Origin of the sequence: Bifidobacterium sp. UTCIF-39, assembly GCF_006408715.1 — a bacterium.
Classification (GTDB): domain Bacteria; phylum Actinomycetota; class Actinomycetes; order Actinomycetales; family Bifidobacteriaceae; genus Galliscardovia; species Galliscardovia tissieri.
The window spans coordinates 13,955-37,871 of the sequence record NZ_JEOG01000027.1; the positions used below are offsets into that span (position 1 = coordinate 13,955).

The window sequence follows — 23,917 nt, forward strand, 5'->3', positions numbered from 1 at the left end:
ATATTGACGATGAATGACGGTGAAATCGGGCGGGGATGCCGGTCGTTGGATCAGCCAGATCAGGGGACTTAGGGATGCGACTCAGGGGATGCGATGGGTCCAATCCGAATCGGAGAATCTGCTCCGGGCAAGGGACCGCGCCTGCACCAGCACCGAGTCCGGAATGATGCCGGGTCGCGCGCCGGAAATGGTCGCGAGCGCATGATCGGCCATGCCGCGGATGATCTGGTCACGGCTTAGTGCGGTCTGCGTGGCGAGCGGCTGCACACGTTTGTTCGCCGATGCGACGGCCTTGACCTCGTTGACCTTGTATTTGAGTTTTTCCTTGGAGATGCGCAGGATTCGGCTCATGGCTTCGCCGTCGATGCGGTAGGCCATGGTCACGTGATGCAGGATGCAGCCGGGGGCGCCTGACTTTCCACGGAATCGTCGCTGTGCGGCACCGCCGATCTTGCCGCCGGACGGTGTGGCGATGTCGTTGATCGGCTGATGTACGGCGGGAATGCCCAGCGCGTGCAGTGCGGAGAACGCCCATTCGTCGCAGAGTCGGTAGGATTCCACGGCGTCGAGTCCGTGTGTGAACGATTCGGGTACATACAGCGAGTAGGTGATGGTGTCGTCCGGACGGACGAACATGGCACCGCCGCCGGTGATGCGTCGGACCACGGTGAATCCCTCACGTACGGCCTCGACCTCGTCCACTTCCCCGTCGACGGACTGATAGGCGCCGATGACCACGGCTGGCCCTCCCCAGTTCCAGAAGCGCAGTGTCGGCGGCTGATCGCCGGCGGCCACCGCCTGGGCGATCACCTGATCGAGCGCCATCTGCATGGGCGGCGAATACGGCTGTGGATCCTGTACGACGTGCAGGGCGAGATCGTGCCAGCGGTCGGAGAGTGTATCGGGAGCGGGGTGGGGAGCGTTCGCGGTAGCGGTGGCGGCACTGTCACTGTGCGCGGTGGCGGCACTGGCATTGTTCGTGGCCGGACTGGCAGGACCGTCAGCAGTGTCACGAGAATCGATATCCATGTTCCGCGCATCGGCGATCGCGCGCAAAGTAGCGACAACGATCGCATCAGCGGTGGTGCCGATCAGTTCGGAATTCGGATGATCGTCGATGGCCCGTCGCACATCGTCCCGGAAACCCGACTCGTCGATTGGCACGTGCTGACGTATGATCGTGCGTTCCAGATCGGCGATCAACGCCATATCGTCGCCGTCATTGTGATTGTCACCACGCCAGTGATCGCCATCATGGCCGTGGTCGCCAAGATCGTCGATCAGGAAATCGCCGTCAAGGCGGGCTTCGACAATGCCGTCGTCATCGCAACGCACGGATACCGCCACGAGTTTGCCGTTCGGCGTTTTGCATTCGCCTCGGCCCGTCACGATCCGTGTCGTAATCATGCCGTCATCGCGTTCTTCGGTCTGCCGCATATGGTTCTCCGCACTTGATGTCAGTACTCAGTCGGGTCAGTACTCGATCGGGTCGATACTCAGTCACGTAATTCGTAGCCGTTGCCGTCACGATGCCACGGCGATCCGTACTGCGAGCACAGGATCAGGACGCCCTCGACCAGCCCCCATACGCTGGCGACGAACGGGCCGATGACGATGATCCAGCCGACAAGCGTGAGCAGCAGCTGTGCCACCGCCTTGCCGGTGTTGCCGAGATAGAAGTTGTGCACGCCGAGCGAGCCGAGGAATATGCCGAGCACGCCCGCGGCGACCTTGGATTTGGCACCGATCGGATAGGCCTGATACGGCTGCTGCATGTATGGCGTCTGCGGGGCCTGTGCATATGGGGTCTGCGTGTACGGCTGCTGAGGCGCCTGCTGATAGGGGGTTTGCGCCGCGTTCGGAGCGGACTGGTACGGACTCTGCGCATACGGATTCTGTGCGTACGAACCCTGACCGTACGTGTTCTGACCATACGGATTCTGATCATACGGATTACCAGTGTACGGATTGGTGCCGGACTGCTGGCCGCATGGAGCCTGACCGTACGCCGACTGGCCACTCTGATCGTACGGATTCTGTCCGTACGACGACTGTCCGTTCTGCCCATACTGGCTCTGTCCAGCCTGACTTTGGTCGTATGCCGCCTGATCAGCCTGACTAGTCTGACCGGAAGGATCGTACGGACTCTGGCTGTACGGATTCTGACTATATGTGGACTGGTCGGTCTGGCCGGCCGAACCGTAATTCTGATCGTAGGAGGACTGACCGGTCTGGCCGTTCTGATCATTCTGACCGTAGGCGCTGGAATACGGATTGGCGCTGCCGTTGTCACCAGTGCCGCTGGCACCCGCGACGTTGTCATTGCCTGCGTTACCGGCATTGTCTGATTCGGAGGGACCGTTGGCGAACGGATTGGGATTCTCGTTATATGAGGTCATATTCCTCACGCTACCCGACCGATGCAACATTGTGCTGTAAATGCGGTGCCGATCTCACATTGTCATATTCTGTAACTCCGCAACTCCGTATACAACAATGGTCCGTACGAATCCGATGTTTTGGATTCGCACGGACCATCACGATAATGCACGTAGCGATGCTGACCAGCCCGATTCCTACCGGTCCGCCACCGCAGACTTACAGGCGGGCGAGGATGTCCTTGCCGACCTGTTCGGTGCTGCGCTTGGTGGAGCCGAGCTCCTGGATGTCGGCCTCGACGGCGGCGTCGATACGCGCGGCGGCCTCGTCGTAGCCGAAGTGACGCAGCAGCATGGCGGTGGACAGCACGGCGGCCGTCGGATTCGCGATGCCCTTGCCGGCGATGTCGGGGGCGGAACCGTGGATCGGCTCGAACATCGACGGGTATTCGTTCGTGGCGTTGATGCAGCCGGAGGCGGAGTATCCCACGCCGCCGACCACGGCACCGGCCTCGTCGGTGATGATGTCACCGAACAGATTGTCGGTGAGGATCACGTCGAAGCGACTCGGGTTCGACACCAGGAAGATCGTGGTGGCGTCGATGTGCAGATAGTCGTGCGTGACCTCGGGGTATTCCTCGCCGACCTTGTCGACGATGCGCTGCCACATGTCGCCGGCGTTGATGAGCACGTTCTTCTTATGGACGAGCGTGACGTGCTTCTTGCGCTTCATGGCCAGATCGAATGCGTAACGTACCACGCGCTCCACGCCGTACGCCGTGTTGATGGACACCTCGGTGGCCACCTCGTTGGGAGTGTTGACGCGCACTGCGCCGCCGGCACCGCAGTACAGGCCTTCGGTGCCCTCACGCACCACCACGAAGTCGATGTCGCCGGGGTTGGCGAGCGGCGAGGTGACGCCCTTGTACAGCTTGGTGGGACGCAGATTCACGTACTGGTCGAGTGCGAAGCGCAGCTTGAGCAGCAGACCGCGTTCCAGAATGCCGGCCTTGATGCGCGGGTCGCCGACGGCACCCAGCAGGATGGCGTCCTGCTTCTTGATCTCCTCCAGCTCATCGTCGGGCAGGATCGCGCCGTCGCGCAGGTAACGCTCGGCACCGAGTTCGAAGTTGGTGTAGTTGAAGTTCACGACGCCTTCGGACGCTTTTTCAAGCACCTGCTGGGCGACAGGGGTGACTTCCTTGCCGATGCCATCGCCGGGAATAACGGCGATGTTCAGTGTCTTGATGTCATTTGCCATACCCAACAGGGTAGGTGTGCCCGTCTGAAACCATCGTCCGGAGTCCGTCTGGTGGACAGAGCATAGCCTTGTCTCCTGCCGTTCCGACGCATTACACTGGCAAATACAGCAGCATCAATTCCGGAAGAAGAACGTCATGCGATCAATATCTGCATCATCGGCCGGCGAGATACGACCATGGCAATCCCCAGCCCCCGTCTCCATCTTCATTTCCAGCACCTTCCGCGACATGCAGATCGAGCGCGATACGCTGCGCGATGTCGTGCTGCCACGGCTGAGGGCATTCGCGGCCGAATACGGCACCGTTGTGGACATGGTTGATTTGCGGTGGGGTGTCGACACCAGCGACATGCCTGAAGACGAGCAGGAACGTAAGGTACTGCATTCCTGCATGCATGAGATCGACCGATGCAGGCCGTTCTTCCTGTCACTGCTCGGGGACCGATACGGATATGTACTGGATGGCATGGCCGAACGAGAATTACGCAACGTCTATCCATCGTTACCGACCGGCAGAAGTCTGACGGAGCTGGAGATCCTGCATGCCCTGGACAATGGCGATGTCACCAATCAGACTTTCCTGTGCTACAGCCGTTCCATTCTCGACATCTCATCGTTGGACGAATCCCACAGGAATGACTTCATAAGCACGGGCGATGATGCGGTTCGACTGGAACATCTGAAGGATCTCATACACCGCAAATTCCCCGAATCATCGCGACACTACGACGTGACGATCAACGAAAACGGCACCTACGATCTCGCCGGTTTCGCCGAGATGGTCATATCTGATGTCATAGAACGACTTACGAATCTTTGGGGCCCGAAACCGCGCACTTCGGTTAAGGATCTGGATGAATCGTCCTTCCTTACCGTCACCCATCAATCTGCATCTATACAGCAGGCGTTCGCTGCACGGCAGGCCGCATTGTTCGCCGGTCGTAGTCAGCTCGTCGATAACGTGTTGCACTTCTGTGAGCACTCCGACCATCGGGCTTTAATTATTCACGGCGAATCAGGGTCCGGTAAAACGGCGCTAGTGGCCAAGGTTTCGTCGCAATTGCGCACGCGTTACCCCGACCGTTGCGTGATCACAATCTTCTGCGGGCAGACCTATGTCACATCGTCGTTTGCCGGCATGCTGCGCTATTGCTCACAGCTCCTGTTCGATCACGCACGCGCTGCCGGTCTAATCGAGGACACACCGACGATTGGCAACGATCTTGCGGAAGGTTCCGTCGAAGCGGAACGCTGGAAATTCTCGTATCTGTTGCAGACCGTCTGTGCGGATAGACCGGTCATCCTGCTGGTCGACGCCGTGGACCAGCTCACTTCGAACCATGTGTTTTCACCGCTGGACTGGCTTCCTGGCAATCTTCCCCACAACTGCCGTGTGATCTGCACCACGGCATCGCAGGACGAACAGGACGTCTACCGAGATTTGCCCCGCATTGACGGAGCCACCATGATCATGCCGCCATTGACCGGTGATGACGTACGGGCCATAGCCATGAGCACCGCGGCAAACGCTCACAAGGAGCTTCCCGCTGCAGTGCCGGACTTTCTGATGCGAGTGATCGATCATGGCACGCTACACCCCAATGCGCTATACATCAGACTCACGATCTGGAACATGCTGACCTTGTCGCAGACGGATTACGCGGAAGCGGACGACGACGTGCGGAATAATGGGCTCTCCCCCATCTCCGCGCTCACTTTCCAACTTCTGGAACGACTCAGCCATCAACCGCACAACATCACAGATCTGTTCCTCGAACTCGTTGGCAAAGCCGTACGTACCGTTGACGGCGATGTCCGCGATCACCATGTCGTACTATGGCTGATCGCATTGAGCGGCCACGGACTGCGTGATGACGATCTTCGGGAACTGATGCGGATGCTGCGCACACAGGGCATCGTCCACAACGGTTTCAACGTTGCTGAACTCTCTTGGATGCGACAGCTCGTTCCAGATATGTTCATTCATCGTTCATATGGGGAATGGGACCTCTCTCACGCATCGCTTCGGAAGGCTCTGGCCAATCCGATCCCCTCCCCGCTTCGCACAACGCTGATCAACGCCCTTGCCGATCATTTCATGAATCGCATACAACATAGCGCGTACGATCTCGTAGCCGCACGGGAACTCATCCCACTGTTATGGGAGACCGGCCGCGTCGATGACATATTCACCGTTCTTTCTTACCATGACCGATATCCCATCATCAAAGCTCTCATCAGCGAGGAAGCCGCACACGAGCATCCGGAGCATGTCGAGGATTCGATGCTGTACCGTCTGTTCGCGACATGCCGACAAGAGCAGAACGCGCTGACGCTCATCAATCTGGATAGCGGTAACCCGAACCACGACCTAGGCCATGCATTACGGTCATCTCATTCTTACGCGTATATCAAAGCGCTGATGGATCGTCTACAGCTGTCATTGCAGACAATGCCACCCCAGACAGTACTCCAAATGAGAGTGGTAATGTATGGCAAACAGGCCTACTACGCAACGGATGACGACGAGAAGCTCCGCTTGGTACGTAAGGGATTGGCACTGGCGGCCACCGACACGACAAACACGGATTTCGCCACTGTGAATCTCCGGCAACTGGCTGGAAATATCGAGGCACGGCGTGGGAACATCACCGTTGCTCTTCGATATTATGACGGCAATGTCGACCTTTGGATGACCGCCTACGGAGAAAAACGCACCGTACGATGCTTCCTGTGCGCTTGCCGCGCGTTTGAGGATGCCATAGGCTGCCGTCTGCGCGCCAAGCCGCCGCGCATTCAAGAGACCAAGGAATGCCTCGTTCGCATGTATGACCTGTTGGCGACCGTCGGCCAGAACAATATGAATCCCGATGTTCTCAACGGCATGTGCATCTATTACGGGCTGTATTCGTGGTGCTGTGAAGTCAACCAATTGACTCCGCCACCGGATCAGAACTCCGACATGATGTTTCTAGATGTCTTCTGGGAGCTGGTTACCCGATACCCCGATTATGACGTCTCCTATTTGGCACCGTATTTTGTTCGCATGTACAACCGTCTTTCCTCCTCGAAGGAGGGGCTGGCATTCATACGAGCCAACGAGACCATTGTGACGACGCTATTGTCCGATATCACCAGAATGTTCGGAGAAGCAATTCATATCACTCCCAGTACGCAGTCAGATAACGTCGGCAAAAGTTCTCAGCGGTCTGTCAACACCTCTGATCAGATCCGTTCATCACATCAAGATCAAAGGAAAGACAGCACCATGGCGGAACAAAACACACAGCAGGATCCGATGAGAGACTTCGTTGCGCAAGTGCTCGATGCCATGAATATTCCCAATCTGACCGGAGAGACACGCGATATCATCATCGATGAACGTGTGCAGCAATTGGCCGACAATATCGATGACGCCATGCTCAGAGCACTTAGTTCATCTCAATTGGACATGCTGGACGCGCTGCTGGACGATCCGAACATATCCGAGGCCAGAATCCAGCAGTTCTGGCGGGACTCCGGCGTCGACGGACAGCAGATCATGATGCAGGAGATGATGCGCTTCCGTAAGCGGCATCTCGGGTTCTGAGGAACGCATCCACAGCGTGTCGCGGTCGTGGATGCATGCGGTTGCGTCTGTAGAAGACACCGACGGTTCATACGAATCGCCCTCTACAGAAAAGGACCATCATGAATGCCAACACGATGCCGACTCCCAATGTCGTCAAGAGCCATGACGCCAGAAACTCCGAAAAGACTTGGGAAGCAAACCCCCGCAACGCGCTATTCGAATTCGCATGGATTAAGAATCTGAACCAGCAGCTCGCGACGCTGGCCGACATGGCTCTTCCCGAACCTTGGAGTTTTGAGCGAACCACAACAACGCGGAATTACGATATTCTTCTGAACTACCTGCAGCTGACGTTCTACCGCCTGTCCAAGGAAGGCAAGATCCTCAAGGACGAGGGGAAATTCGCATGCTTCAACACCGGCCTGATGACGCCACGTCTCGAAGACCTTTATGCGGCATTCGTTCCCAACGAGAATTGTGACCGGCAGGAATGGCGGCTTGACACGTTCTGTACCGAAGGTCGGGGATACTGCGGCAAGGAGATCGTACGGCGATTCCCGATGCCTCCCCAGAGGGCCCGGTTTTTTTCGAACGACCGGATTCCGCTCTTTGACCCCAACAAAGGCATCAGTCTCTGCTACGAGCACATTCTCATCGAAAGGATGAATCGTCTTCCGATTTCCATGCTCGAAAATGAAATCCATGATCCCTCCTGCCTGTGTTTTCTAGATGACATGAAACACGGTTTGCAGTCCGCTCCGGGCAATGTACTTCGCTTCATCGAGAACGATCAGAAAATCTACCGGAGTCTGAAGGCGAGGCTGGATTCCTCCGTGGAATGCGCCAGAAAGATGGCCCAACTGGACTATCAGACGGTGATGATCGCCTACTATCCTCGAACCAACGGCATCACGCTACTGATGCCGTTGCATCTTACCGATCGCCCCCTCCCCGATGTGTACCTTGCACTGGAACCGACCAGCGGTAAATACATCGGGCAGACGATTCTCACGCCGGAAATGGCATACAAAAATGCAAGGCTGATCCGACGCCCTGTCGATAGGCGGATGCAGTTGAGCTGAGTTATTCAGCTATCTGTGGCTTCCCCGGCACAACCGGCATGCCCGGAAAGCCACAGATAGGGCGTTCCCTCCCATTACTCGACACCGGCATGATCATCATCGCCGCCGCCATGCGGGTGTGGTGCCATTTTTTTGGGAGGCAGTTCGCATCGGAACGGCAAGCATAATCCGGACGGACGCTCACTGCCATGACCACACAGTTGACACGCAGAATAATGCTCCGGCAATGAACGCCGTGGCATCGCTGAGTATCATGGCATTCCGGCATTCAGTCCGGCTGACGGTCTGACCGTTCATTCATCCATCGGTCGTACTCGGCAAAGAAGTTGAGACGACGATGCAGCTCCTGGCAGGTACGCCGAACCTCCTTTTCATCGGTCGTGAACCGGAATCCGAGACGGGCCTCGCATTCCGCCAGCAACGACCGGTACCTATCCGTCAGGAGATCACTCTGCGGTTTGGGAGACAAGACGCGATCCTGCACCAGCGACGCGGCAATGCCATCCAACGAAGCCGGGACGTCCGAAACATCCAGAGCATCACCGTAACCCACCTCATGCAGGGTATCCACGATCCGCTTCCGACCGACCCCGATGCACCGTTCCACTTCGTCGATGGGATAGGCCTCCTCTGGATCCCACACGCGGCTGACCTCTGGAATGGTGCTGCGATTGAACAGCAGCAGCGCATCCCTCATTCTCTTGCGCGCGCCGATCGTATACCATTTAACGGCGTCGGGATACCGGAACAGCTCATGCCGCGCAATGTGATACAGCATGATCACCGCCGACGAATCCCACGAATCGGACAACAGCCTTAGTAGACTATCCTGCGCCTTCGTGAACCAATGGCGCGCCCGACTCGGATCGAACGACACGCCACGGCCGAACAGGTAGCATTCACCGAGTGCATGCTGCGCGTATCCGGCAAGGGCATTCTCGCAATACGAGGCCCGCACCAGCCAGACAAAGGATTCCTTCTCTGATTCCGAGTCACGTCTTGACTGATTCGCCAGCCCCCGGTACAAGCACACCGCGATGAGCATGATGTCGCCCCGGGTATCTAACTCGGCCTTCAGCGCCGGATTGTCCAGCACCGTATCGCACCAGGATTCAATATCGCCCAGATGTGAGGGATCACCATCCAGCAGATCCTCGATCACACCGATCTGAGCGAACAAATCCCCGCTCTGGGCCTTCCACAGGCGGGACTCCGCCGCCGTATCACCAGCGTGATCGTCGGACCAGGCATCGGACGAATCCGATGCCGGCCACACATCATCCTTCCAATCATCAGGCATTATTGCGCTCCTCCTTATTGATCATTCTCGGAAATCATTCCGTCGCCGTGTCCATTCATCGGCGATGACTCGGGCGACAGCATGGCTGCGGTGACTGAAACGAGCATGTCGGGGACGATATCGTCATAGGAACCGTCCGGTCCATATGACGCCGACGGCTTCGCCGGCAACATCGCCGATGATTCATGCTTCAAACGGTCCACAAACCATCCGAGGGCTCCGTGGGATTCCCTGTCAACGCCATCGAAGATGCGACCGCACCATTCATCGAGATCGTCGACATCATCGCCGGAGAACAGTCGGCCCTGCGCCAAGGTGAATCCCAGACTGTCGATCGGCGTATATCGCCGATGCTCACGCTCCGCACGCAGGACGGCGAGCAGACCGTACAGCAGCAGGCAGGCGTCCAATGTGGTGGGCAGCGCGCTGCCATCGTGGCCGCTCAGCTTCCATGACGACCGTTGCGTCAGGTCGTGGAAGTCAAGAAACAGACTGTCCTCGGTAAGGTTGCGGGAAAGTTCCGTACCCTGCTGTCCGGCCAGAATGATGACGCCGAGTTCGTCGCGCAACGCCTTGATGACGGTGGTCGCGTCGGATACAGTATCGCGATGCGACCACATGCGGCGAGGCCATTGGTAGTTCTTCCGAATGCCGTCATAGATCGTGTAACTCCCCATCATTGCTCCTTGTTCATCGTTGCCGTGTCGCATCACGCGTTATGTGCGATGTCACTGTGAACAGACGCAACCGCGATGGTTCATGGCATGGATTTCGCGAATTTGCCTAAAATCGCGTGTTTTGGCGCACAGTGTCGGCGTGTCGCGAACGAAATCGATGCGGATGCGTCTGGACAAGAAGACGGGCTTGTTCATTCCGATGAACGAGCCCGTACCCATTCCACCATGTCGATCACCATGAGGGGGATGACGATGCACGGAGCTTCCCGCATAGCGCCACGGACTCATTGTTCTGCTTCTTCTATACTCGAAAGTGAAAGGATTCCCATGCCTGATTACATCGAACAATTTCGCGTCGGTATCATCGGTCCCGTTGATGCGGAAAAGGCCAAGAACTCAATCGAACATGCGCTACTCACATGGAATCAATCCGCAGAGTCCATGCTCCAGTGCCGTGTCATTCCACAACGCTGGCCTCGTGACACCGTGCCCGTACATGAACCGGGCCACGACGGTCAGGAAATCACCAATCATCAGATCATCGAAAACGCGGACATCATATTCGCCGTGTTCAATGTCTCACTCGGCACACCCACCCCTCGGGCCGAATCCGGAACCGCCGAAGAGATCCACCTCGCGATATCGAGCGGGAAACCCTGCCATGTCTATTTCAACGATCCCGACACCATCACGGACAGCGACGAGTGGCAGCGTCTGAACGATTATCGGAAACGGTTGCAGTACTCCAATGTACTGACGGGAACATGGCCCAACGAGCAGATATCCGATGGGTGGATGCAACGCATCATCACCGCCATGAACCATGACATCAAGACGCTGCGAGCCGATTCCAACACCAGAGATCACATTGCGAAAACCGCGGATCTTCGCAATTATCAGACGGAGAAGGACACTCCATGGCGCGATGCCGATCCAATCTCCTCTGCACAGCTTGACCTTGCCTCCAAATATCGGGATGGTTCTGATGGCCTGCCGCAGAGCTATGAGAAAGCGGCGGAATATTGTCGATATGCAGCGATGTGGGGATATGCACCTGCCGAGTTCGCCCTATCGGTACTGTATCGAGACGGCAAGGGCGTGGACAAGGACCTCACGGAATCCTGGATCTGGACGCGGAAGTCGGCAGAACACGGTTATCCAAAGGCTCAGGTCAATCTGGGAATCGCATACGAATATGGGGAAGGTTGCGACAGAAATCTGGATCAAGCGGCTCACTGGTATCAGGTCGCCGCCAATGCATCATTCGCACCGGCCCAGAATGAATTGGGACGTCTGTATGAATTAGGTCGCGGAGTGCCGCAAAGTTATCAGCAAGCGGCAATCTGGTACCGCAAAGCCGCCGAACAGAATTACGCTCTTTCCCAGAACAATCTGGGAGTGCTCTATGGCAGGGGACTGGGCATGAAACAGGACCGTGCGGAAGCGAATCGCTGGTACCGCAAAGCCGCCGAGAACGGCAACAAGTTCGGACAGTACAATCTGGGATACAACTACGCCTATGGATTCGGCATCGAGCAGAACGACAGAGAAGCCGCCCGCTGGTATGGCAAGGCCGCCGCGCAAGGTCTTGCTGAAGCCCAGTTCCGATTCGGATTCTGCCTAGCACATGGCATCGGAGTAGAACAGAGCAACAGCGACGCCTGCGATTGGTACCGTAAGGCCGCCATGCAAGGGCATGTTGGTGCTGAGTGCAATCTCGGTTTCATGTATGAGATGGGCCGCGGGGTCGATCAGAGCTACACGCAGGCGGCATACTGGTATCGCATGGCAGCCGATCAGGGCAATGCGCAGGCGCAGTGCAATCTGGGACTGGCATATGAAAACGGACGAGGCTTGCCGCAGAATGACGGCAATGCCATGCATTGGTACCGTAAGGCCGCGGATCAGGATCTCGCCGAAGCGCAATGGCGGCTCGGCAACTTCTACAGAAGTGGCATCGGAGTCCTGCAGGATGTCAAAGCCGCAGAATACTGGTACCGCAAAGCAGCAGCACAGGAATATGCTCGAGCCATCGATAGTCTGGCAAGGCTCCACAAGTAAAAGTTCATTCCCCGTCCTCGGCGTGTCGCGATGTCCGGAGACATTCGGTTGCGTCTGTTAGGGGTGACGATCGATCGATCGCCCACCACCAACCGAAAGGAAACCATCATGGCATACGAATACTTCGACGAGAACGAGGAAGGCAGGGACCTCGACCTCGAGGTGACCTGCCCCGACTGCGGAGCCACGCTCTACAGCTCCATCTTCCTCGAGAACCACGACGGCGGCAGCGCCCGCTGCCCCCACTGCGGCTGCGACTTCTGATCGCATAACCGTCCGACGAAGACCCTCGGTTGCATATGCAGCCGGGGGTCTTCCCATATTCAATATTCATTCATCGTCATCGCACAACGCGAAAAGAGATTCGATCATGTCCAAGAACACCAGGAAGTCCACAGTCATCACCAGTGCCGATATCATGCCCAACAGCCATACTCGAACAGCCGACGTATTCCCCTCCGACCATGTGGTGTATATCCGCACGCTTGACGAGGTGCTTGCACTGTTCTCATACCTGCAGCTGTTTTACCGCAAGCGCCCACTGGTGCTGGTGACCGTTCCCAACAGGGCGAAGCGTCCGATCGTCGACCCCGAAAAAATTCGCGCCGAATTCGACGTCGACGTGGCGGTGATTACCGATCCGGGCTGGCTGAACAACCGATTCACCTATCGAATCGGCAAGGCCCGTTCCGCATTCAATGGCGCGTCCCGTATCTATCCCTCCGAGTGCAACTGCTTCGAAGGAGACCCAGCCCTGTCGAAGTTGCTGCTGAATACCCCGAATCGAAATCGGAAGCAGTACGAGCTCACCCTGTATCGACTGATCCGGGAGCAGACCACTCGGGAACAGCTGTCACGATCGCGGCAGGCGGTCGGCGTCGCAACCGTTCATGCCGATGCAACGAACGGCACTACGACGAGCCAGGCAACGACGAACATCGGTTCCGTTGCATCGGCGTCCGCGGTTGGCATCGATGACAGCCATCCCATCTGGAACGGCGCCCCGTGCGACGAGGGCGACGGACTGGTACATATCGCGCTGGAAGATGACATCGACGTCTTTGCCAAGTGGCTCATGTCCGATCGTCGGTTACCGACGGTCGTGGCAACCAGACGCTCCAATCCCAGAACCTGCGCGATCGACACCGTGGATCTGGCAGAACAGCTGAAGGGCTACGCATCGGTGGTCGAAGTGGAGAACCCGAGAGCGGTATGGCGTCTCAGCGCTCTGCTTCCGACGGACACCCACCCCTACGGCGGAGCGTTGCGCCTGTATTCGGCGTCTCGAAACTGGGCTGACAATCCATACCTGTTGTGGGGACCGTACACGGCGTATACGGAAAAGGGTGGGCTCGCCGTGCTGCCCATCATCGTTGACGATGCGATTAGCATGTTCGTCAAACAGTATGCGTCTTCTGCCATCCCGACACGATCGCAGTCCATGGTCACGGCCACGGTGCTCGGCACCTGTAGCGGTCGAGGCATCGCCCGATATGGTGGTGATCTCATCTCCATCGCGCTTCCCGAGGAAACCCAGGAGCTGCCTGCGGAGCGCGTGCTGGCCAAGGGGCAAAAAGTTCGGGGGGTATTCGACCCCAAGCTCCGGATACTGACCGGACTGACCATTCAGGATGGGTGGCATGCGATTGCCTCCTACCGTGACGGTCAGACCGTGCTCGGCCGCGTGGACAAGGTTCGGCAAGACTACTGCCGAGTCTCGCTATACCCAGGCATGCCGGTGACCGTGCGTATCGAGGACGCTTACGGCAGTCGGCTCGACGGTGATGACATGCGTATGATGCTCGAAGTGCATTCCGTGATCCCCCTGCGCATCATTCATCGAGGCAAGACGGACACTGACTGGACGATCTCGTTCCAGAATCTGGATATGGACCACATCCAGCCCGCGCCCGCACTGATCGAAGGAGGACCGTCATGGCTGCAACCCCAGGACCAGAGGCCCGCCGAGGAGATTTCGATCGCGCAATCCGCGGTTCGCATCGACAAGGATTCGGATATCAGATCGCTGATTCCCGAATCCGCGGACCCGAGCAGTGCGGATATGATCATGATGCTCGCCGACCAGATCCGCGACATGCAGAACCTTAATGACACGCTGAAGCAGAGCAAGGCCAAGCTCACCCGGCAGCGGAAAAACGATCAGTGCAAGATCAGGGATCTGCGTCTGAAAATCGCCAATCTGGACGGACGGTACCGCACCATGCGAAAGGATGTCTATGGTACGGCATTGTTCGACGATGACGCGGAGCGCTTTCGCTGCGAATCGGCCCGATTCGACGCATGGATCCGCGAGGCATGGGCGACGGGACTGTCGATCGGCGATAAGAAGCGCCTGCCGCTTCCCCTTACCTGGAAATACACCAGGGAGTTCTTCGACACGTTGGCCGACACTCCCGTGGACCGCAATCTGGTAGTGCAGGCAGCCGTCGACGTACTGACCGGACGCGCGAAATCCCTGGAAGGATATCAACTCCACCGCAAGAGGGCCGGCAAGAGGGGTTCCGATTACGAAAGGGGACCGAACGGCGAAACGGTCTGGCGCCTGTACCTCAACCATAGAACGGCGGCGGCACGACGCATGCACTACTACGAAGGCGACAACGGGCTGATCACGTTCACCTTCGTCGGGCTGCATGACGACGGGATCCGCAAGTAGCCCCGCAGGTTCCCATTCTTGTATGGCGTTCCCCGAACACATCCGCGTCTGGGGAACACCATACGAGGATCATTGCCGCAAAGGAGTCTACAGACGTCCCTGCGTGACGAGATTCCAGTAGTATCGTCCGCGGGACGTCAGCAGGATAGTGCCGCGATGCAAGCAGACGAAGAACAGATCATCCGACGGCTCCCCGTATTCGTCGTACAGTTCGATCAGATGCACGTTCCGCCAGTATTTGAAATCGTTCATCAGCCGTTGCGAATCGGTGAGGTCCTGTTCCCGCTCGTCCCCGGTACGGTATTCGCCTCGATCGGCGTTCGGCGCCTCCATCTCCGGATAGGCCTCGAACGCGGCATCTGCCCTGTCGAAGATTCGTCCCCGACCCGGTCTCGGATCGTCACCGCCCAATCGCCGCAGGCATTGGATGTCAAGACTCGGCCGCACATGCTTGAGCACGATGATCTTCTCCAGACATGCCTTGAGCATCGGCTGCTGACGATCGCGGCGATAGTTGAGCATGGCGTTCGCATCCGTATACAGCGACACCGCGGTCACGCCGCCGAACAGGTCGGCGCTGCCCACGGATTCGCCGTTCAGGCCTGCGAGCAGAATGCCTGTGAACCGTCCCCGCCCATTGCTTTCGATGGCTTGCTGATTGTCACGTGCCGCAGCCAGCACGGTCACGTTCACAGGGATGTCGATGTTCTTGATCGCACCGGCATGGCAGCAGTCGAGAATGATAGTCACGCTGCCGATGCCTTGCGCGTCACGGATGAACCGCACCAGTCGAGAGAATCGGAGACCGCGACGTGAGTCCGGATCGGAAGGGTCGTCATCCACTGCAGCGAGCAGCAGATCATCATCAAACCGGTCGGCGTGACCGGAGAAGTAGAGCAACGCATCGCCATGGTCGTAGGCACCCGATTGCAGCAGATTCTCCACTCGAGTCATCAGTTCACTCTCGGTAGCTCGTGCTCCGACGAGCAACGAGGACGCAACAGGAGTCCAATTCGACTTGCCGCCGAATTCGACCTCCAGGGCCTCGGCCATGGCACGGGCGTCGGCCTCGCACGCGCACAGCGAAGGCCGATGATCGTACTCGTTGATACCTATATACAACGCTTCGCGTACATCGGCCATGAATCCCTTACCCCCCTCATCACTGCATCGCACCGTTTCGGCCATTATATGCAGGAGTAGACTGAAGTGAAGGCTCATCGATGACTAGGACTAGTCGGTTAGACACACGCGCACGTGCGCACGGGTATGTGCACGTTGATTCCCTGACGTCATGATCGGAAAAGAGGAAGTGCACATGATCAATGCAGACGGCCCTCAATACGACGACAATGCGCATCAGCGACAGGACGGTCTCGGTGTCGCGGAACATAATCCGGCGGCAGACTCTCCGGAGCTGTCGAAATCCGCACTGGACTTCTGCTACGAAGTGTTCTCCATCGTGCAGACACTGACCAAACCCAGCCAGCGGAAACGCAATACCATCTTCAAGAACGGATGCCTGCTCCTTGACCAAGAGATCGAGCCACCGAACGTCGAGGAGCCGTCATTCAGCATCGGCACGTACCTCACAAAACGGTCCGGCATCCCCATGGACCATGCCCTGCATATTCTCAATGATGCGGAGAGTCATCTGGCTGAAGCGCAGCAGCAATGGATGCACGACGATTTTCCGGCGCTCGTCCTAGCCGCTGAGCACCCTGATGATCGCACGGACAGGGATGCCTATCAGGCCGCCGTGCAATACAACTATGGTGTTCCCGTGTATGGCGATTCCCGGACCATCGCCTGTGACATCACGGAACGCTGGTACCGGTCGATCGCCGAGGAGCTCGCGGCCAGCGCCACCACGGATCTGGTCGAAGAGATACGGAAGACCGTCGACACGTGGGGCACCCGGCTGACGGACAAGCAGGCCAATGACCTGCTGGATAATGCACGCAAGGCCTGGATAGATGCGATCAGCAGGAATCTGCGGCATAACTTTCTGGCGGGTGTCGACGACGATGCCGACACCGACACGGCCGACGCCAAGCACTTCGCGCTCCGCGGTACGCCTCGTGCCCGTGCCAGAGTCCGTGTGTGGATCCTCAACTATGCGCTGGCACTGGGGGCCATCCATCAGGAGATCGAACATGACGGTCCCGACTGGCAAATTCTGCTGAGCAAAACCCGCGAGGTCTGTAACAAGCTGCAGGTCCGTTTCCCCGGCCGCGGACAGGAAGAGACCCCTGCTGATTCCGACGGTTCCTCATCCCGGGACACAGCGCAGGATGCCATGTCCGTAGCCTACTCCGCGATGATCGCATCCATCACGTCGTTGTGCAACACGTCAGTCGCACCGGATCAAGAGCGCACCGCGACCGTCTTTCTCGATCAGCATGGGGCGCTCTCGCAAACCTCAGTCGTCTCGACGATCGTACGATATGTGCTCAAACTTGACGAACGGGACCGGAACCTAGTCGGCAGTGATGTTCCCGCACGCCCGCAGCTTATTCAGGCATGGCTGAACCTTCACGGAGCGATCCGAGACACGGTTCCCATGAAGGATGAGCACGGCACAATCATCCTCAATGAGGACGGTACGGTCAAGCGCACCACGCAGTACCGCTTCCCGGACATCGCCGGCAGTGAGAGAACCTCGTCGAATGACACCGACGACAAGGACGATGATGATCATCAGCCGGCATACGACAGTGCCGCCGACAATACGGCCACCAGCTCCTACACCCGCTCTACCATTTACGACACCATGCGCGTCATCTACGGCTGGATGCAATCGCAGCATCCGGACATCGGCATACCGATACATCCGTCGAAGCTCTTCGCTCCGGATTGGCGTGGATGCATGGCATTGCGAGCGGCACTGAAGACAGTGGATAGTCGGAATCCCTCCCTCCAATCCTCTGCGTTCGGCGAAGCCGTGTACCGGCAGTACGCCTTTGACACCTATGATCCCAGACTGGAGACGCTTTCCAATCCCAAGCGTGCCGTCGTCAACAGCTATCGCAAAGCGGCCAAGGCCATGATGCGCATACTGTACATACTCGGCGGACTTGGCGGATGCACGTTCGACTCAATCGAAATGATCGACTCGCATATCGATGCCATCGAACATCCGGACAGTCCCAACGTTCAAGGTCCCATCGATGCCAGTCTGAAGATCGTGATGTTCGCCGCGCTCGCCACTGGCTGGGCCCATGACCCGTGGGGCAGCGTGGTCGGCCGAGTCCGCACCAGTCTATGGCATCGTTATCTCACTCCCAACCCCGAGGCGAATGATCTTCCGGAATACGCCGTGATCCTGCCCAACGCCACTGATTTCAAGGGCATCGAGGACGTGAACCGTGCTGTAAGGATCATCGACCGCAGACGACGGGATCCGTTGACTCGTACGGCAACCATATTGGTCAAAGTCAACAAGAGCGATGCTGCGGCGATCTCCAGAAAGCCGTCTTCGGATGAAGACGACGATACGTATCGACAGCAGCAGCGCAGACGCGATCTTGCCTTGCACGCGGCAGAGCATGTGATCTGTGATGTGCAACGCGCCAATCTTCAGGACGCCGCACGATATGCGACCAGCGTCGATATCCCCGGCGGGCCGGATGAGTGGAGCGGCCACGATATGACCGTCGACGATTATTTATCCGGTATGCATGAACGCAAACCTTACTGCATCGGCAGCCTCAATGGAAAGGTATGCAACTATGAGTAACGACTACGACACCACACCGCAGTCCTTCACGGATCTGCTATTCGGAAAGGACAGCCTGCGGGCCGCCCGTGATGTGTGGGGTGATGAGCCGGCCGGCCCGATCGTGGACGCCTGGACCCTCCACGCGGGGGCGATGCACGGTTTCGGCACCGCGCTGGGCTACACGGTGCTGGCCGATCCCCGGCTTGTTGCATCAGTCAACGACGTATGGGAGACCTATCGGCGGGCGATGGGCCTTGGTAACGGCACCGATCTCGAACTGCTGCCCGTCGGATTCCGGAATGCGCTGGAGTATGAACGCGAATACGGCGGCGGCGACCATCCGAACCTCGACATCGCACGCATGGCCGGATACGGATGGTCCGATTGGGATCTTGACGCGGATTTGCTCAGTCTGGAATTGGCCGCGACTCCATTCGATTCGGCTGCGCTAACCACATTGGCACGCGGATCGGCAGATGGCACGACACCCGGCTCGTCGGCCGCGATAATGGCAACGAACACGAATGAACCGTGGGAGAAACAGTTCCGAGGAGGAGGCCTGATCATTCTGGCCCGTCATCGGGAAAACACTCAAGATCGGATCATCCTCGAGCTACGTTCGCAAGCCCGGATACGCTCCTACACACTCATCCTGCATTGGCAGGACGGCACACAGACGTCGCTTGGCCCGGTGGACGCCGGTCAGGGCATGCCACCGGCCAGATTCGACGGTGTCCTCTCCCCTGGCGGAGCACTGCCCGTGCGGATCAGTGTCCGCTGACATCAGTGGATCGTTCAGTCCCGCTTATTGTCAATTTCCCATTCCTGCAGCGTGTCGCAGTGCACGGCATCCCGTAGTTGCGCCTGTACCCAGTGACGCGATCATCCGATCGACGTCATTCGATGCACAGAAAGGCGCAATCATGGTAAATCACTCTTCCGAGCAGCGTGACAATCGGCATGCCGCCACCAACGGCACTACCGACAAGACGAAGACACACCGGCATACGCAGTGGTCACGCAGCAAGACGGGAAAGACCAGCACATCGCATTCGACGCGTAAAGCCCATACCGTCCACCCCATCGCCACGCATCCGTGGATCACGCTTCCGGTGATGTCGCTCCAGCAAGGCAGGGATCGTCAGTCCCGGATCGTCACGATGACGCGCAGACTCATCGATATCGTGAACATGAACGACACCACTGTAATGATCCGCATCAGCAGCCACGACGGTCGACTGAACATCACTCTGGCGGCATCGCCGGACGCCGCCGATTCCATTGAATGCCCCGGCCCCAATGAGGAGAGCCTGTTCGCCGCGTGGGCAGACGACATGCGTTACGTGTTCGACGGCATCTTCAACCTCGCCGACACCACGCAGGTGTTCCTTGACCCCATATTCACCCGGGACGCATACGAGGCGACGATACCGCTATCGTGGACGACGCAGTGGCCCATGATGTCGATGCCGTCGTCGACGACTGGTCGCGGCACTGGCACCACCATCGACATCGATGATGACGACACGCTCGATGATCGGTTCCTCACGATCATGAACAATGATCTGCTGTACAGCGCCCACGGATTCTCCAACGGCATGCCCAGCCCGATCGATTCCCTGCATGGCAAGGATGCAACCATGTTGTTCCGCACCATGCTCGCTCATGAGGGCACGGCGATCACCTATATGATGCATCGCGCCGATCCCATTGGTCAGGCCATGGCCACGCAGTTGTATGACCGCAACCGCGATTTCAGCCAGTTGCCCGCTTTCCCGAACACGCCCCCGATTCAGTTCCGCGTGACGATCAGCGCGCCCGACAGGGTGAGCGGAGCCGTACTCAGCGAGTTCAAGACACTCACCAGCTCGGATATCCGCCACATGACCATGGAGGAGTATCTGGACTCGTGCAGTCCCGAATCCGCGACGCTGCGCGGCAACCTGATTCCGGCCGCCGGCGCGAGCGCATTCCTGCGCCTGCCAGTCGCCGATACAAAACCGTTCCCCGGCATGCACAGCGAACGGATGCCGGTCGCGCCACGGGTCCTGGATCCGATGCCGGAACCCGCCGAGGATCATCCGATCCGACTCGGTTCGGTCCTGACCGCGGAAGGCGAGCACGTGGACGTTGCGGTCGAACCGTCCGATCTGACCCGGCATCTGCATATATTAGGAGCCCCAGGTTCCGGCAAGACCACCTTGCTGGTGAACCTCGCGTGCGAGCTGGCCGATCAGAGCGTGGGATTCATCTTCCTGTCCACGCATCGCGACCTGATGGACCGGATCATGGTCAACACCCGTCAGACGGTCGACTTCCGCACCTTCGCCGTGGACCATGCCAACAGGGATCAGGTGACGCCGCTCAATCCCCTCAGTGACGACGATGACGACAACATGTTCGCGATGAAGGTCAATGAGATCACCAATGCGATGAAGGAGTACATCGATCCGACCGCTCAGGGCATGTTCGGAGAGCGCGCGGCCTCGGCGTTCTCGTTGATCGCGCAGGCCTACCGCATGGTGGGCGCTGTTTCGATCCCCAAGGTCACGAGCACGCTGGTGAGGCAGGATCTGTGCGAAAAGCTCGCGGTGAAGATGCGGGACATCGACATGCAGACCGCGTTGCACATCCGGCACGAGCTGTCCGGACTCACCGGCTCCGATGCCCAAGAGGTGTTTTCATGGCTGGGGTCGCGATTCAACGTGCTGCATTCGTCGCCGATGCTCATGAACATCCTCGGCAGCGGCATGAACACGATCGATCTGGTCGATTGCATGGACCGCGGCGTGGGCTTGGCGGTGAATCTGGCCGGAAGCGAACTGGGACAGTCGGCCGCGCAGTTCCTGCTGGCATGCTGGCTGATTCAGGTCAAGAGTGCCATGCTCCGACGTCGGCATACAGACAAGCCGTTCGTGGTGGTGATCGACGAGGCACATGCCGCTGCATTCGGCCCGCTCGCCTCGCTTCTGGACGAGGCCCGCAAGTTCGGCGTGTGCGTGGTGGTGGCCCATCAGCGCGTCGGACAGCTGAGCCCCCGTCTGGCGGACGCGCTGGAGGCGGATGCGGGATCATTCATCGCGCTCCGTACTGGCCTGCGCGACGCATCCCGTGCAAGCGCCCAGTTGGGAAATTGGCCAGAGGATGAGCTCATGCGCATGCCCGCCTTCCGTGCCGCCGCGACGATCACACGCAACGGAGTGCCGACCGAACCGTTCACGTTGGAAGTGGATCCCCCCGATGATCCGGATGATCAGGCCGCTCGACTTCAGCGGATGCTCAGCATCAACCCCTACACGACCAATGCGAAGGGCATGAGTGTCGCCACACCGAGCACGATTTCCCGGATCATCGAGGCCATCCACCCCGGCAGGGTCACGGCCGAGTAGGCCGTGACCGTCCCCGAACGGACGGCATGCAATATCAGATCAGGAAGCCGGGAGCTGGAATCAACCGGCACCCGGCGAGTAGACTCGAAAGCGTCTTTGAGAAACGAGGTGGTTGGCGAGATGGGCAATAAGCCGATGGGCAACGAACCGATGGGCAACGAGCAGCAGATCATTCACATTGGCGTGACGGGGCATCAGCATATTCCCGAGGAGGCTCGGGTGTTCGTCGAGCGCGGACTGCGTGAATTGCTGACGCAGTACGATGGCAAGCCCGTGGTGGGATTGAGTTCGCTCGCCGTGGGTGCGGATCAGCTGTTCGCCTCGGAGATTCTGCGCACCGGACACACCTTGAAGGCGATCCTTCCGTCGAGACGCTATGAGCGTACGTTCGACGAATCCGGATTGCGGTCGTTCCAGACGCTGGTGGGCAAGGCCCGGCAGGTGGTGACGCTGGGGTATGCGGAACCCTGCGAGGAGGCCTATTACGCAGCCGGCAAGCGTGTGGTGGATGACTGCGATCTGCTGGTCGCGTTCTGGGATGGCCAGCCGGCGAACGGCAAGGGCGGCACTGCGGATGCCGTGGCCTACGCGCATGAGGTCGGCAAACCGGTCACCGTGATCTGGCCCGAAGGCGTGCTGCACTGATGTCCGACGGCAAGGGGTGGAGCAGGTTCGGCAAGACCGTCGGCCGAACCGTATGCGCGTCCGCGACGGTGATCGCACTGCTGCTGGGCACCTCCGGATGCGGCGTCGAAATTCCGCAGGCCGTCCGCGACCTGCCGCAGTCGGCTCAGGAATGGGGATCCGATCTGGGGAACAAGGCCACCGATGCCGTCGATGGTGTCAAGAACTCCGCGTCGCAGTGGTGGAACGATCATGTTCAGGGACTGTTCGACGGCAATGGCAACGACGGCAATGGTGATTCGTCGTCGGGCAACGGATTCATGGATTTCCTCCATGGATTGTTCGGCGGCACGGACCCGAATAGCAACGCGGATGGCAGCAAACCGAACGACACCGCCTCCCCCAGTCCCAACACCGACGATCAGACCGCTCAGCCAAACGACGGCGGCGATTCCTCCGATGCCGGCGGCAGCGTCAACGGCCAGTCCCCCGCACCGGACACCGGCCAATCCCAGCAGGCGCAACAGGCCGACGGCGTCCACACCCCGCTGCCCGGCGGTTACGCGTACATGCTGTTCTCAGCAAACAGCAATCAGCCGGCACTGACGGTCTCCTGCGAACCGATCCAATATGCGTTCAGCGGTCCGGTGAGCGAGAACGAACGCATCATGGTGACGCAGGCGTTGGAAACGATCACCTCGGTGAACGGGCTGCGGTTCCAGGAGGTGCAGCAGGTGGGCGACGGATCGTTCCAGTCGAACGGATCGCTCCCCACCCATACCGAGTTCAAATTCGAATTCCTCACCGCCGCACAGTATCCGGATTTCGACATGAACCGTACGCAACGCGTGCTGGGCAAGGCGCATCCGCAGGCCATTGCGCGCAACGACGAGGCGCCGATCATCTACTATGCGGACATCCGTCTGAATGAGGACTATTTCAAAACCGGCGGGGACAGCCGTCAGGGCGGTCAGCCGGTTGCCGTCGAGGTAATCGAGCACGAGGTGGCGCACGCCCTCGGCCTGGACCACACCGACTCACCCGGATCGTTCATGAATCCGGTGGCCGACTCCACGCCGCAGCTGACCGACACGGATCATCAGGCGCTGAAGGCACTGGTTCGGGACTGCCCGGCCAGATAACGGTCCTTCACATTCGTTGACGTGGCGGCGCGGT

The 23,917-nt window shown here is 58.7% G+C and carries 16 protein-coding genes; 10 read left to right on the forward strand and 6 right to left on the reverse strand.

Annotated elements, in window-relative coordinates; translation table 11 throughout:
• Nucleotides 1-81 precede the first annotated feature (81 nt).
• From EP30_RS09775 to EP30_RS09785, 3 genes are all read right to left on the reverse strand, one after another.
• Nucleotides 82-1,437 (reverse strand): biotin/lipoate A/B protein ligase family protein, encoded by a 1,356-nt coding sequence (locus EP30_RS09775; protein ID WP_140558301.1) that lies wholly within the window; start codon nucleotides 1,435-1,437, stop codon nucleotides 82-84.
• 59 nt (nucleotides 1,438-1,496) lie between these two features.
• Nucleotides 1,497-2,399 carry a TM2 domain-containing protein gene (locus EP30_RS09780; protein WP_140558303.1) on the reverse strand — a complete coding sequence of 301 codons (903 nt, stop codon included), beginning with the start codon at nucleotides 2,397-2,399 and terminating at the stop codon, nucleotides 1,497-1,499.
• A gap of 199 nt (nucleotides 2,400-2,598) precedes the next feature.
• Nucleotides 2,599-3,639, reverse strand: a complete 1,041-nt coding sequence (locus EP30_RS09785) for a 3-isopropylmalate dehydrogenase (protein WP_094664839.1) — start codon at nucleotides 3,637-3,639, stop codon at nucleotides 2,599-2,601.
• Nucleotides 3,640-3,775: 136 nt separating this feature from the next.
• Here EP30_RS09785 and EP30_RS09790 point away from each other — a divergent pair, with 136 nt between their 5' ends.
• Together EP30_RS09790 and EP30_RS09795 are read left to right on the forward strand one after the other, a co-directional pair.
• On the forward strand, nucleotides 3,776-7,228 hold the full coding sequence (locus EP30_RS09790) for a DUF4062 domain-containing protein (RefSeq protein ID WP_140558305.1): 3,453 nt from the start codon (nucleotides 3,776-3,778) through the stop codon (nucleotides 7,226-7,228).
• 101 nt (nucleotides 7,229-7,329) lie between these two features.
• Complete coding sequence (locus tag EP30_RS09795; RefSeq protein ID WP_140558308.1) at nucleotides 7,330-8,292, forward strand: DUF3825 domain-containing protein; 963 nt, start codon at nucleotides 7,330-7,332, stop codon at nucleotides 8,290-8,292.
• Between the two features lie 268 nt (nucleotides 8,293-8,560).
• Here EP30_RS09795 and EP30_RS09800 read toward each other — a convergent pair whose 3' ends face one another.
• Both EP30_RS09800 and EP30_RS09805 read right to left on the reverse strand, forming a co-directional pair.
• Entirely contained in the window at nucleotides 8,561-9,472 is a 912-nt protein-coding gene (locus EP30_RS09800; protein ID WP_181160869.1) for an SEL1-like repeat protein, read from the reverse strand.
• A gap of 134 nt (nucleotides 9,473-9,606) precedes the next feature.
• Entirely contained in the window at nucleotides 9,607-10,272 is a 666-nt protein-coding gene (locus EP30_RS09805) for a hypothetical protein (RefSeq protein ID WP_140558313.1), read from the reverse strand.
• 324 nt (nucleotides 10,273-10,596) lie between these two features.
• Between EP30_RS09805 and EP30_RS09810 the strand changes: the two genes are divergently transcribed.
• The 3 genes from EP30_RS09810 (at nucleotide 10,597) to EP30_RS09815 (ending at nucleotide 15,007) form a co-directional block, all read left to right on the forward strand.
• The gene (locus EP30_RS09810; RefSeq protein WP_181160870.1) at nucleotides 10,597-12,330 is read left to right on the forward strand and encodes a tetratricopeptide repeat protein; all 1,734 of its coding nucleotides are present in this window, start codon (nucleotides 10,597-10,599) and stop codon (nucleotides 12,328-12,330) included.
• Nucleotides 12,331-12,438: 108 nt separating this feature from the next.
• Nucleotides 12,439-12,594 carry a hypothetical protein gene (locus EP30_RS10960; RefSeq protein ID WP_181160871.1) on the forward strand — a complete coding sequence of 52 codons (156 nt, stop codon included), beginning with the start codon at nucleotides 12,439-12,441 and terminating at the stop codon, nucleotides 12,592-12,594.
• Between the two features lie 106 nt (nucleotides 12,595-12,700).
• A complete protein-coding gene (locus EP30_RS09815) occupies nucleotides 12,701-15,007 on the forward strand; it encodes a hypothetical protein (RefSeq protein WP_140558317.1) in 2,307 nt (768 codons plus the stop codon).
• An 87-nt stretch (nucleotides 15,008-15,094) separates the two neighbouring features.
• Here the strand turns inward: EP30_RS09815 and EP30_RS09820 are convergent, their stop codons facing one another.
• Nucleotides 15,095-16,150 carry a caspase family protein gene (locus EP30_RS09820; protein WP_181160872.1) on the reverse strand — a complete coding sequence of 352 codons (1,056 nt, stop codon included), beginning with the start codon at nucleotides 16,148-16,150 and terminating at the stop codon, nucleotides 15,095-15,097.
• 175 nt (nucleotides 16,151-16,325) lie between these two features.
• On the opposite strand from EP30_RS09820, the gene EP30_RS09825 reads away from it, so the two are divergent.
• The 5 genes from EP30_RS09825 (at nucleotide 16,326) to EP30_RS09845 (ending at nucleotide 23,883) form a co-directional block, all read left to right on the forward strand.
• Nucleotides 16,326-18,746, forward strand: coding sequence for a hypothetical protein (locus tag EP30_RS09825; RefSeq protein WP_140558322.1), 2,421 nt, complete (start codon nucleotides 16,326-16,328; stop codon nucleotides 18,744-18,746).
• Nucleotides 18,739-19,509 (forward strand): hypothetical protein, encoded by a 771-nt coding sequence (locus tag EP30_RS09830; RefSeq protein WP_140558324.1) that lies wholly within the window; start codon nucleotides 18,739-18,741, stop codon nucleotides 19,507-19,509. The genes EP30_RS09825 and EP30_RS09830 overlap by 8 nt, the downstream gene beginning before the upstream one ends.
• Before the next feature lie 142 nt (nucleotides 19,510-19,651).
• On the forward strand, nucleotides 19,652-22,117 hold the full coding sequence (locus tag EP30_RS09835) for a type IV secretory system conjugative DNA transfer family protein (protein WP_140558326.1): 2,466 nt from the start codon (nucleotides 19,652-19,654) through the stop codon (nucleotides 22,115-22,117).
• A gap of 120 nt (nucleotides 22,118-22,237) precedes the next feature.
• A complete protein-coding gene (locus EP30_RS09840) occupies nucleotides 22,238-22,762 on the forward strand; it encodes a hypothetical protein (RefSeq protein ID WP_219846821.1) in 525 nt (174 codons plus the stop codon).
• Nucleotides 22,762-23,883: a matrixin family metalloprotease gene (locus EP30_RS09845; RefSeq protein ID WP_140558329.1), complete on the forward strand. Its 1,122-nt coding sequence runs from the start codon at nucleotides 22,762-22,764 to the stop codon at nucleotides 23,881-23,883. The genes EP30_RS09840 and EP30_RS09845 overlap by 1 nt, the downstream gene beginning before the upstream one ends.
• Nucleotides 23,884-23,917: the final 34 nt, after the last annotated feature.